The sequence below is a fragment of the Brenneria salicis ATCC 15712 = DSM 30166 genome (genome assembly GCF_003315515.1).
In the GTDB taxonomy this organism is placed as follows: domain Bacteria; phylum Pseudomonadota; class Gammaproteobacteria; order Enterobacterales; family Enterobacteriaceae; genus Brenneria; species Brenneria salicis.
In genome coordinates this window covers 1-11,898 of record NZ_QNRY01000046.1, presented here as the reverse complement: position 1 = coordinate 11,898, position 11,898 = coordinate 1, and the positions used below count along the sequence as shown (strand labels likewise).

10 protein-coding genes are annotated in these 11,898 nt (G+C 49.9%); 6 read left to right on the top strand and 4 right to left on the bottom strand.

All coding sequences use genetic code 11. The features are described 5' to 3' along the window. Positions 1-63 precede the first annotated feature (63 nt). Positions 64-759 (top strand): RraA family protein, encoded by a 696-nt coding sequence (locus DES54_RS15420; protein WP_113868883.1) that lies wholly within the window; start codon positions 64-66, stop codon positions 757-759. Positions 760-828: 69 nt separating this feature from the next. Here DES54_RS15420 and olsF read toward each other — a convergent pair whose 3' ends face one another. Next, entirely contained in the window at positions 829-2,550 is a 1,722-nt protein-coding gene (olsF, locus tag DES54_RS15415; RefSeq protein WP_113868881.1) for a bifunctional ornithine lipid synthase OlsF, read from the bottom strand. Between the two features lie 362 nt (positions 2,551-2,912). Between olsF and DES54_RS19190 the strand changes: the two genes are divergently transcribed. From DES54_RS19190 to mdlD, 3 genes are all read left to right on the top strand, one after another. Continuing rightward, complete coding sequence (locus DES54_RS19190; protein ID WP_205680185.1) at positions 2,913-3,104, top strand: lycopene cyclase family protein; 192 nt, start codon at positions 2,913-2,915, stop codon at positions 3,102-3,104. A gap of 21 nt (positions 3,105-3,125) precedes the next feature. Further along, the gene (locus DES54_RS19185; protein ID WP_205680184.1) at positions 3,126-4,520 is read left to right on the top strand and encodes a GMC family oxidoreductase; all 1,395 of its coding nucleotides are present in this window, start codon (positions 3,126-3,128) and stop codon (positions 4,518-4,520) included. Between the two features lie 61 nt (positions 4,521-4,581). Next, on the top strand, positions 4,582-5,892 hold the full coding sequence (gene mdlD, locus DES54_RS15405) for an NAD(P)-dependent benzaldehyde dehydrogenase MdlD (RefSeq protein WP_113868879.1): 1,311 nt from the start codon (positions 4,582-4,584) through the stop codon (positions 5,890-5,892). Positions 5,893-5,954: 62 nt separating this feature from the next. Here mdlD and DES54_RS15400 read toward each other — a convergent pair whose 3' ends face one another. Together DES54_RS15400 and greB are read right to left on the bottom strand one after the other, a co-directional pair. After that, complete coding sequence (locus DES54_RS15400) at positions 5,955-6,911, bottom strand: helix-turn-helix transcriptional regulator (protein ID WP_113868878.1); 957 nt, start codon at positions 6,909-6,911, stop codon at positions 5,955-5,957. A 152-nt stretch (positions 6,912-7,063) separates the two neighbouring features. Beyond that, positions 7,064-7,552, bottom strand: a complete 489-nt coding sequence (greB, locus tag DES54_RS15395) for a transcription elongation factor GreB (protein ID WP_113868876.1) — start codon at positions 7,550-7,552, stop codon at positions 7,064-7,066. Positions 7,553-7,874: 322 nt separating this feature from the next. Here greB and ompR point away from each other — a divergent pair, with 322 nt between their 5' ends. Continuing rightward, positions 7,875-8,594, top strand: coding sequence for an osmolarity response regulator transcription factor OmpR (ompR, locus tag DES54_RS15390; RefSeq protein WP_005969424.1), 720 nt, complete (start codon positions 7,875-7,877; stop codon positions 8,592-8,594). Further along, positions 8,591-9,949 (top strand): two-component system sensor histidine kinase EnvZ, encoded by a 1,359-nt coding sequence (gene envZ, locus DES54_RS15385; RefSeq protein WP_113868874.1) that lies wholly within the window; start codon positions 8,591-8,593, stop codon positions 9,947-9,949. The genes ompR and envZ overlap by 4 nt, the downstream gene beginning before the upstream one ends. A 48-nt stretch (positions 9,950-9,997) precedes the next feature. Here the strand turns inward: envZ and pckA are convergent, their stop codons facing one another. Then, entirely contained in the window at positions 9,998-11,617 is a 1,620-nt protein-coding gene (gene pckA, locus DES54_RS15380) for a phosphoenolpyruvate carboxykinase (ATP) (RefSeq protein WP_113868872.1), read from the bottom strand. Between the last annotated feature and the right edge of the window lie 281 nt (positions 11,618-11,898).

Below are 11,898 nucleotides of genomic sequence, written 5' to 3'. Positions count from 1 at the left end.
CGATAAAAACATATAACCTGAATCTGAACGTGTGGAATTAATGTTACGAGGACATCAAGCGACATGAGTACTGAACAGCAAGGATGGCCAGCCGGTTATTACATCGCTCCGCGCCAGTGTAATATCAGCGCGGAACTGGTTGCGGCCTATCGGGATATACCGGCTGCCGTGATTGGCGACTGCCTGGGAAGAAGTACGGGAACCATCGGGCTTCAGCGTTATCATCAGGACGTGGATAGAATCATTTGCGGCCCCGCCATTACGGTTCGTGTCTGGCCTGGGGATAATCTGATGATCCATAAAGCGCTCTTTATGGCGCAACCCGGCGATATCATCGTTATTGACGGCGGCGGTGATGTGACGCAGGCGCTGATTGGCGGATTGATAAAAACCACCGCCATCACGCGCAACATCGCGGGTTTTATCGTGGATGGCGCGATACGGGATCTGGCGGAATGGGCCAGCAGCGAAATACCGGTTTACGCCAAAGGTCATACTCATCGCGGCCCCAGCAAAACCGGCCCTGGAGAGATCAACGTCCCGGTTTGTTGTGCCGGGATGGTGGTCAATCCAGGGGATATGGTTATCGCCGACAGTGACGGCGCCGTGGCCGTCACTGCCGCACAAGCGGCGGACATCCTTGTCAAGGCAAGGGAGCAGTTGGCAAAAGAAAACCTCATCCGGCGCCATAATCAGGCTGGCACTGCGGACCCTGAGCGCTTTGACGCTATCCTGCGTAAATTGGGTTGCCCGTTATAATCATTAAACCTATCCACTCGCACCTTGTACGGGCTGGTTATGTGTTTATCGCTATATCGCTGTTTTTACTCACTCGTCTGACGCGTTTTCACTCATGAAGGGGGCAATGTAGCGCTGGTAACGGGATGGTTTAAGCTGCTGTAAATCCACCAGCACTAACCCGTCGATACAGTTGTTGAAATCAGGATCGATACCGAAATCAATAAATCTGACGCCGCCGGGCTCGCAGATTTCAGAGTACTGTTTATACAGCGCCGGAATGGCGCAGCCCATGTTGTTCAGCATGCTTTTCAGGCGCGTCAGATCCTGCTGATAATCCGTGCCTTCAAATTGTTTCAGTACGTCGGGCAGTGATGCCGGATAAGGACGGCGCGATTGGGCCAGCGGCTGGTCGGGGGCGAAGTGCAGACGATAAAAGGCGATCAGCAAATCGCGCGCGGTTGGCGGCAGTGCGCCGGACAGCGAAACCGGGCCGAACAGATAGCGATATTCCGGGTAACGCGCCAGATAAGCGCCAATGCCCAACCAGAGATAGTCCAGTCCGCGCTTGCCCCAGTATTTCGGCTGAATGAAACTGCGCCCCAGTTCGATCCCGGACGCCAATATCGGGTTCATCTCTTCACCGTAGTGAAACAGGCTGTGGCTATAGAGGCCATTTTTCCCTCTCCCGGCGATCTGGCGAGCGGTCGGAATAAAACGATAAGCGCCGACAATTTCCAGATCGTGCTCATCCCACAGAATGAGGTGCAGGTAGTCATCATCATAGCTGTCCAGATCGCGGCGCTGACCGGAACCTTCGCCGACGGCGCGGAAGGCGATTTCCCGCAGGCGCCCTAATTCGCGCAGGATCGGCACATAATCTTCGTCGCCGCGTTGGTAGAGACAGACCCTCTTCCCATCTGGCGTGGTGTCGAGCATTTCACAATCAGACAAGGCGCGTTTCAACATCACCCGGTCTTCGGCCAGCGCGATGGGTTTTTCGCCGGAAAAGCAACCGGGTTTCCCCTGTCCCAATCGATAAACGTGACGGCGAAAACGGGCAGCAAGATCGTTGGCCTGCCAGTCGCCCTGACTCCAGGTAGCATAAGGAATGCGCGCGCCAATGCGCAGTTTGAGCCGGTTGCCCTGCTGACGAAACATTTCCCTGACCAGCAGCAGGGTGGAAAACGGTTGATAAATCAGCGATGAGAGATAAAACAGGCTGCTGTTGCGCCCGCTGATATGGATCGGAACGATGGGCGCTCGCGCTTTGCTCGCCATACGGATAAAACCATTGCGCCAGTGTCCGTCGCGAATCCCTTTCAGGCTGATGCGGGAGACTTCCCCGGCCGGAAAAACAATAATCGCCCCATCATTATTCAGATATTGCTGGATGGCGGTAACTTGCTGACGGTTGGTGCTATGATTAAAGTTATCCACGGAAAAAAACAGATTCTTCAGCGGTACAACATAAGAAAGCACCTGACTGGCAACGATACGCACATCCGGTCTGATGCTGGCGACTGTGCGTAACAGCGCCAGTCCATCCAGCGAACCAATCGGATGGTTGGCAACCAACACCACCGGCCCCTGGCTCGGGATGTTTTCCAAATCTCCTTCCACCATTTCACAGTTAAGATGAAAGTGATCCAGAATTTGCTCGACCAGATCCAATCCCTTCAGATGGGGATAACGCTGGGCAAACTGCTGGATTTCATTTTCGAATAATAATGTTCGAAGTAGGGTTCTTTGCCAGGAGGGGGTCTGACGGTGGGGGACAAGGTCTTGCAGAATGGCATCTAAGCTAAACATAAGTCGTTCTCCGTAGCTTAACTGAACGCAAAGGTAAGGGATGGAGGTGACACATTTATGTCAGCGTGGAGATAAGCGATGAAAATATCGGCAGGTTTGCAGAACACGCCGCTTTCGTCAGACGTTGATGTCTGTCACATTTTTTTCACGAATACACATTTCAAGCAATCTGATTGCACGTCTCAGGCAATGCGCGTTCATTCATCTTCGGTATAGTTAATCAAATGTTAATTACGTTAATTATATTGGTGGTATGTGTGGTTTTTATGATGATGGCTGAGGATTTATCCTTTTTGTACTTAACGAGTTGTGGCTATTGATCATCTTTTCGAAATGAACCTGTATGCAATGGAGATGGCATAATGTCAGTTAGAAATGATTATGATGTGATCGTGGTGGGCGGCGGTGCGGCAGGGTGCGTCGTCGTGGGTAAATTAGCGGCAAAAACGGATTTGAAAATACTTCTGTTGGAGGCCGGTGATGACGATGACGATATGCTGATCCAAATCCCCGCCGGTTTCGCCAAACTCCTGCAACAGGATAAACATGTCTAGCCCTATAACACCATTGCGCAAGTGCAACTTACGAACGAGCCTAAACGCTACCGCTCAGGAAAAGTAATTGGCGGCGGCAGTTCCATTAACGCGATGTGTTATGTGCGCGGACAAGCAAGAGATTATCAACAATGGCAGGATGCCGTGGGTGAGGAAGGTAAATGGTCATGGCAGGATATCCTGCCGCATTTTATCGCCCAGGAAGGCAATGATACATTCCACAATGAATATCATGGCGCGTTCGGGCCGTTAAAAGTCTCGCTTCCCAAAAATATCAATAAACTGAATCAGGGATGTTTGCGGGCATTCCAGGAGTATGGTTTACCTTATAACCCTGACTATAACGGAAAAACGCAATTAGGCGTTTCGCCGGTACAAGGGAATTTTTCCGATGCCAGACGGTGCAGCGCCGCCGTAGCCTATCTGAATCCTGTGCGTGGCCACGCCAATCTGGAGATTAAAACCCGCTGTCCGGTCAGCAGGATACTGATTGAAAACGGTGTGGCGACGGGGGTTGAGTTCAAGGAAGGAAGCCAGTTACGTCAGGTTCGTGCCGGACACGTCATATTATCAGGCGGCGCGATACACTCGCCCAAAATCCTGATGCATTCTGGCGTTGGTCCTGCCGAACACTTAACCGCATTGGGTATGCCGGTTTTAGTCGATTCACCTGATGTGGGGAAAAACTTACAGGATCATCCGATTGTACCGGTAAAAGCCTACTGCAAGGGAGATTTAGGCTATCAAAAGGCCGCCCAGGGGATTGGCGCACTGAAATCAGGGTTGAAATATCTCATCAGCAAGGACGGACCGGCTGCAGGCAATGGTGTGGAAACGGTTTCCTATTTTAACCCCGACGATTTGACCGCGGAACCCACCATCCAGTGTTATCACGTTCCGATTATCTCAGAGGATGGCCTTAGCCCGTCAGGGAACCAGTCAGGGGTCACCTTCGAACTCGTGGTGCTACGGCCTAAAAGCCGGGGTGAAATCAGGCTTCGCGACACGAATCCTTTTTCGGAACCCCTGATCAATCCTAATTTTATGGCCGATGAATATGATCTCGCTACCGCGATAAAATCCGTGAAGGCGATGAGAGAAGTGATGAGTCAGCCTTCTTTGACCGCCTATCTCGAAAGTGAGGTTGCGCCGGGGCCACAAAACCAGACCGATGAACAAATCGGCGCATGGATCAAGCAAACCGTGACAACCATGTGGCATCCGGTTGGCACAAGCCGTATGGGGAAAGATGAGAAGGCGGTTGTCGATGCACGCCTGCGTGTTAAGGGCGTCGAAAATCTGCGGATTATTGATGCTTCTATTATGCCTAATATTATCAGCGGTAATACGAATGCGCCGACCCAGGCGCTCGCCAATTATGGTGTAGAGATGTTTATCGAAGATCTAAAACATTAGTTGACGCCTGTTTATCAGGTCGCCACTAATCCGATTTTAAAATACAGAGAGGATATAAATCATGACTGGTTCTGAACGCATACTATCCGTATTTAAATCGCAACAAGATTTTTTTTCATCTTACCAGACCAGAGATATTGAATTTAGAAAGGCAGCATTGCAAAAACTGAAAAAGACTATCCTGGCGAATAAGGAATTAATTTACGACGCGCTGGACAAGGATCTGGGGAAGCCAAGAGAGGTTGTTGATCTGGCTGAAATAGGTGCGGTGATACTGGAGATCGATACCGCCTTGAGCCATATTGATCAATGGAGTAAGGATGAGGAGATAAAGATCGAGGTCAGTGAGATATTAAAACCCTCACGTTGTGTGGTGCGGCACGAAGCGTTGGGGGTTTGCTATATCGTCGGACCGTTTAATTATCCGTTCAATCTCACGCTATGCCCGCTTATTGGCGCGATAGCCGCCGGGAACACCGCCATTTTGAAACCATCCGAGTTAACGCCTCATTCCGCCAGTGTGATAGAAAAAGTGATCGCAGAGACGTTTTCAGATAACTATGTCGCCGTTATTCAGGGAGGTAAGGAAGAAAATACACAACTGCTTACTTTGCCGTTTAACCTTATCTTTTTCACGGGCAGCCCCGGTGTCGGCAAAATAGTGATGGAAGCGGCGGCCAAACATCTCACGCCGGTGGTGCTGGAATTGGGGGGGAAATGTCCGGTGATTGCATGTGAAGACGCGGATATCGATCAATTAATTGAAAGCCTGGCATTTTCTAAATTCATCAACAGCGGACAAACCTGTATCGCACCTGATTATTTGCTGGTGGATCGGCGAATCCACTCCTCGCTGATGGAAAAACTGCTTCCTTGTGTCCAACATAAGTATCCCGATTTGGCATCGAACGGGAAAGTCGTTTCTGAAAAACAGGTATCAATCCTGAATAATTACCTCGATAAAACGCAGGGGAAAATTGTGTCAGGCGGTAATAGCGATTCCGAAAAAAGACATTTTCAGGCCACGATTATTGATGATGTCTCCTGGTCGGATGCATTAATGGAGCATGAAATTTTCGGCCCGTTATTGCCGATAATAATTTTTGATGATCTTGATACAGTCATTAAACAGATCAATGAAAATCATCCCAAACCGTTGGCGCTTTATGTGTTCACTAAAAATGAACAGCAGGGCAGCGAAATTATTAACCAGATCCAGTCAGGGGATGCGCAGGTCAATGGTATTTTAACCCATGCGATGTCTTCGGAGTTGCCGTTTGGCGGTATCGGCCCATCAGGAATGGGAGAATATCACGGTAAATACAGTTTTGAAGCATTTAGCCATCGTAAGTCAATTCGTTTTGTGGCATGAACATACGGAATAATAAATCGGTATACCTGCTTAGGGCAGGTATACCAGCATGAGATCAAAGGCTATGCCGGGTTGATTTTTTCCCGCGAACGATATTGGCTGGCATTTCTATCATAGTGTTTCTTATACAAGTAGCAGAAATGCGATTGACTGACAAAACCACACTGCCAGGCTATTTCACCAATGCTCATATGGCTGGAATGGTGGTCGTTCAATAGTGTATTAGCCAGAATAACCCTTTGTGTCCACACGTAGCGCATCAGCGAGGTATTTTCATTTTTAAATAGTCGGTTCGGATAGTTTATGGAAAGCTTGACGCCATCGGCGATTTTCTTCGCATCCAGCGTCTCATCTGATAGATTTTTATGAATGAACTGTTTCACACGGATCAATGTTAAATTAGCCAGGCTCTCTTTATTTGTTGATTTCGGCATAATGCTGGCGGCAAGCTCATCAAGCATCGTGATAATGGTATGAGAAAGCGTAAGTGACAGCGTGTTATTCAGGTTAATATCTGGTTGCGCCGCCAGCATTATGATGTTTTTAACCAGCATGGCGTCTGAAGATTGCGGATCAATCTCAGAGAGCAAGTCATAACGTTTATTTAATAAGTGATTCTGCAAATTCTTTTTCAGGCAACGGATGACGATCAACTGTGTATCATCATTAAAATATTCAATAAAATCGCTACCGGGGTCAACGGCCAGAATAGATCCTGGCGGATATTTTTTAATATCATGTTTTTCTTCAATAAAAACATTGCCGTCCAGTACTATTTTGAATAGCAGAGCATCGTCTCTTACATTTTCATCGTTCACGCTGAGATATATTGGATCGGTGCAGACATGAGCAATCGAGATGATATTGTTTCTTTTTATCCTAATATGTGAATTAAATACCTTGCTTGGCGCGAAATGTGATATCAAACCATACTCAACATGGAGTAATGATTCCCACTGCTGTAAATCCGCATTAAAAGTGATTTTTTTGAAGGGCTGATTGGAATAGGCTGGCAGCATAACCGTCTCATCTTATCACTTGATATCAATTAGCCTGTCTTTATGGCTATCGGGATTCATCAGATTAACAACTTAAAATCGTAAAGAGAACTGGAATCGTTCCTGCGTGGCGTTGTCTTTCCAAGAACGGATAAGGTCAGATTGTCCGTTATTTATTCCTGTACCGATCCGAGATATTCAATGGCGTTCACAAACCACGTTTTATCGCCGTCCGGGGTGGCGACGGTAACTTCCTGATCGACCTCTTTTTTCAGCAGGGCGCGCGCCATAGGGGAATCAATGGAGATGTAATCTTTCACGTCACCATAAATTTCATCCGGTCCGACAATACGAAAGCGCTTTCGCTGGCCCTCTTCATTTTCGATTTCAACCCAGGCGCCAAAGAAAACTTTGCCATCCTGCTGGGGAGAATAATCGACAATTTGCAGTTCGCTCAGACATTTCCTCAAATAGCGAACACGGCGGTCAATCTGACGCAACAAGCGCTTGTTATAGGTGTAGTCGGCGTTTTCCGAACGATCTCCCAGGCTGGCGGCCCATGACACGATTTTAGTGATCTCCGGTCGTTTTACATTCCACAGATGATCGTGTTCCGCTTTGAGTTTATTGTATCCTTCCAGGGTGATCAGATTCGTTTTCACGCGTTTGTACTCTTATGGTCGTGGGTGTGGCCGTGGGGAAATGGTTCGGCTGACATTATACCAATGATCCTTTGCGGGAGGTCAATCTGGCCGGGTGGTGATAAAGCGATGCCTGATCGCGATCTTTATTGCAACGGTGCGGCGAATCACGATTGATTTATTCAAGAACGACTATAATGGCAAGCGGAACTGGTTGATTACACGTATTTTAATATGCTTTGTAACAATTTGCCTCGAATGTATACCAGAAACGGCTGTCAGTAATTCGTATGATTCTGAACAATAGCGGCATCGGCGGCTATTACGCCTTTGGAGAAAGAGAATGCAAGAGAACTATAAAATTCTGGTTGTAGATGACGACATGCGTTTGCGTGCGCTACTGGAGCGTTATCTGACCGAACAGGGTTTTCAGGTGCGTAGCGTTGCCAATGCTGAGCAAATGGATCGTTTGCTGACTCGCGAATCATTTCACCTGATGGTGCTGGATCTGATGTTGCCGGGTGAAGATGGTTTATCCATTTGCCGACGTTTGCGCAGTCAAAGTAACCCGATGCCTATCATCATGGTGACGGCCAAAGGGGAAGAAGTCGACCGTATCGTCGGGCTGGAAATTGGCGCGGATGACTATATCCCCAAGCCATTCAACCCGCGCGAACTGTTGGCCCGTATCCGCGCGGTGTTGCGTCGTCAGGCGAATGAACTGCCCGGTGCGCCATCGCAGGAGGAAGCCATCATCGCGTTTGGTAAATTCAAACTGAATCTGGGTACGCGTGAAATGTTCCGCGATGACGAACCGATGCCGCTAACCAGCGGTGAGTTCGCGGTGCTGAAAGCGCTGGTCAGTCATCCGCGTGAGCCGTTGTCACGTGACAAGTTGATGAATCTGGCGCGTGGCCGCGAATACAGTGCGATGGAGCGATCCATCGATGTGCAGATTTCCCGTCTGCGGCGCATGGTGGAAGAGGATCCGGCGCATCCGCGCTATATCCAGACTGTGTGGGGCCTGGGCTATGTCTTTGTACCGGACGGCAGTAAGGCATGACGCGATGGCGCTTTTCTCCGCGTAGCGCATTTGCCCGGACGTTACTGCTGATTGTCACGTTGTTGTTTGTCAGTTTGGTCACCACCTATCTGGTGGTGTTAAACTTCGCGATCCTACCGAGTTTACAGCAGTTTAATAAGGTACTCGCCTACGAAGTCAGAATGCTGATGACCGACAGCCTGCAATTGGAGGATGGCACCACGCTTGAGGTGCCGCCTGCGTTCCGACGTGAGATTTACCGTGAGTTGGGCATTTCGTTATATACCAACGCGGCGGCGGAGGAGAGCGGCCTGCGATGGGCGCAGCACTATAAGTTTCTGAGCGATCAGATGGCGCAGCAGTTGGGCGGCCCGACGGATGTTCGGGTCGAAGTCAGTAAAAATACCCCGGTGGTATGGCTGAAAACCTGGTTGTCGCCGGATATCTGGGTGCGTGTGCCGCTAACGGAAATTCATCAGGGCGATTTTTCGCCGCTGTTCCGCTATACGCTGGCGATTATGCTGCTGGTGATCGGCGGCGCCTGGCTGTTTATCCGGGTCCAGAATCGTCCATTGGTCGAACTGGAGCATGCGGCTTTGCAGGTCGGTAAAGGCATTATTCCCCCGCCGCTACGTGAATACGGCGCTTCTGAGGTGCGCTCCGTGACCCGCGCTTTTAACCAGATGGCGTCCGGCGTGAAGTTGCTGGCTGACGATCGGACTTTGCTGATGGCTGGCGTGAGCCATGATTTACGCACGCCATTGACGCGTATCCGCCTGGCAACGGAGATGATGAGCAAGGAAGATGACTATCTGGCGGAGTCGATCAATAAAGATATTGAAGAGTGTAATGCCATTATCGAGCAGTTTATCGACTACCTGCGCACCGGTCAGGAGATGCAGACCGAAGTGGCCGATCTGAATGCGATTATGGGTGAAGTGGTGGCCGCTGAAAGTGGTTATGAACGTCAGATCGACAGTGATTTTTCCGCCGGTGAGTTATTGGTGCGCGTGAGTCCGTTATCCATTAAGCGTGCGGCGCTGAATCTGGTGGTTAACGCGGCGCGTTATGGTAACGGTTGGATTAAGGTCAGTACCGGACGAGAACTACAGCGCGCCTGGTTTCAGGTGGAAGACGATGGCGAAGGTATCGATCCTGCGCAGTTAAAGCACCTGTTCCAGCCCTTTGTGCGCGGCGATAGCGCGCGTACCACCAGCGGCACCGGCCTGGGGCTGGCGATTGTACAGCGAATTATTGATGCCCATGACGGCGTGCTGGACGTTTGCACCAGCGAGCGCGGCGGGTTATGTGTCCGCGCTTATCTGCCGTTGCCGTATGAAGTTGTCGGTGCCGATAGCCGCGCCGCGAAAGAGTGATGTTTCCTGATAAATAAAAAGGCGCGGCGAACCGCGCCTTTCGTTTAATTACCGCCGAGGACCGGCGGTAACCAGTGCGGCGCCTGCCGGCGTATCAGTGTATTTATCAAAATTGGTGATAAAACGCTGAGCCAGATCGTCGGCTTTTTCCTGCCACTGCGCGATATCGGCATAGGTATCGCGCGGATCAAGGATCGCAGGATCCACGCCCGGCAGCGAGGTGGGGATCGCCAGATTGAAGATCGGCAACGTCTTCATTTCCACATCATCAATGCTGCCGCTCAAAATGGCGTCGATAATCCCGCGCGTGTCTTTAATGGAGATACGTTTTCCCGTCCCGTTCCAGCCGGTGTTGACCAGATAGGCCTGCGCGCCTGCGGCCTTCATTCGCTTAACCAGCACTTCCGCATACTGTGTCGGGTGCAGCGAAAGGAATGCCGCGCCAAAGCAGGCGGAGAATGTTGGCGTCGGCTCCGTAATGCCCCGCTCCGTACCGGCTAGTTTAGCGGTGAAGCCAGACAGGAAATGGTACTGAGTTTGATCTGACGTCAGACGGGAAACCGGGGGTAATACGCCGAACGCATCCGCGGTCAGGAAAATCACTTTGGTCGCATGTCCGGCTTTGGATACCGGTTTAACGATATTGTGAATGTGGTAGATCGGATAGGAAACGCGGGTATTCTCGGTTTTTGAACCGTCGTTGAAATCCACGCTGCCGTCGGCCAGCACGGTGACGTTTTCCAATAGCGCATCCCGCTTGATCGCGCCATAGATGTCCGGCTCCGCTTCCCTGGACAACTTGATGGTTTTAGCGTAACAGCCGCCTTCAAAGTTGAACACGCCGTCATCATCCCAGCCGTGCTCATCGTCACCAATCAACTGCCGTTTTGGATCGGTCGACAGGGTGGTTTTCCCGGTGCCGGATAAACCGAAGAAGACCGCTACATCGCCTTTTTCACCGACGTTCGCCGAGCAGTGCATGGACGCGATGCCTTTCAGCGGCAGCAGGTAGTTCATGATGGAGAACATCCCTTTCTTCATTTCGCCGCCGTACCAGGTGCCGCCGATCAACTGGATACGCTCGGTCAGGTTGAAAGCGATGAAATTCTCGGAGTTCAGCCCTTGTTCCCGCCATTGCGGGTTAGTGCATTTGGCGCCATTCATCACGATAAAATCAGGTTCGAAATCCTGTAATTCGTCATCGGTCGGACGAATGAACATATTTTTGACGAAGTGTGCCTGCCAAGCAACTTCGGTGATAAAGCGGACTTTCAGACGGCTGTCCGGGTTGGCGCCGCAGAAGGCATCAACGATGAACAGACGCTTATCAGAAAGCTGTTGGGTGACAAGCTGTTTCAGGTGAGTCCAGACTTCCTGACTCAGCGGATGGTTGTCATTCTTGCCGTTCCCTTTATCAGACCACCATACCGTGTCGCGGGTGATATCATCACGAACGATATATTTATCCTTGGGAGAGCGACCGGTAAAGATACCGGTATCGACGGCAATGGCGCCCAGATTGGTTTCCACGCCACGTTCATAACCTTGTAAAGTAGGGGAGAGTTCTTCCTTGTAAAGTAATTCGTAGCTTGGGTTATAAATGATATCGCGGACATCCTGGATTCCATAAGCAGCGAGCGCTTGCGGGGGTATACCTTTGACAGACATAGAGCTACTCCTAAATGTTATATTCGTAAAATGTTATATTCGTACTGATAATTATTGTAGGAGAGCGAGCTTATTTTAACCGCGATTGCAATCATAAAGTTAAATAAATTTATTAATAACTTTGCTTGCAAAGAGTGTTGAAAAAATAACCATTTCGGTCTAAATAACTGCGCCTAATAGTAGATCACTGAAGGGAACTCAATCCGGTTTGAGCGATCTGATCAATCGCCAAATCAAAACAAATCACCAACCGGACTGAGTTATGCCGATCATAGCATTCA

What these genes read in the sequence shown, in the direction of transcription:
- DES54_RS15420 (WP_113868883.1), top strand. Translation starts at nt 64, where the DNA reads ATGAGTACTGAACAGCAAGGATGGCCAGCCGGTTATTACATCGCTCCG.
- olsF (WP_113868881.1), bottom strand. Translation starts at nt 2,550, where the DNA reads ATGTTTAGCTTAGATGCCATTCTGCAAGACCTTGTCCCCCACCGTCAG.
- DES54_RS19190 (WP_205680185.1), top strand. Translation starts at nt 2,913, where the DNA reads ATGTCAGTTAGAAATGATTATGATGTGATCGTGGTGGGCGGCGGTGCG.
- mdlD (WP_113868879.1), top strand. Translation starts at nt 4,582, where the DNA reads ATGACTGGTTCTGAACGCATACTATCCGTATTTAAATCGCAACAAGAT.
- DES54_RS15400 (WP_113868878.1), bottom strand. Translation starts at nt 6,911, where the DNA reads ATGCTGCCAGCCTATTCCAATCAGCCCTTCAAAAAAATCACTTTTAAT.
- ompR (WP_005969424.1), top strand. Translation starts at nt 7,875, where the DNA reads ATGCAAGAGAACTATAAAATTCTGGTTGTAGATGACGACATGCGTTTG.
- envZ (WP_113868874.1), top strand. Translation starts at nt 8,591, where the DNA reads ATGACGCGATGGCGCTTTTCTCCGCGTAGCGCATTTGCCCGGACGTTA.
- pckA (WP_113868872.1), bottom strand. Translation starts at nt 11,617, where the DNA reads ATGTCTGTCAAAGGTATACCCCCGCAAGCGCTCGCTGCTTATGGAATC.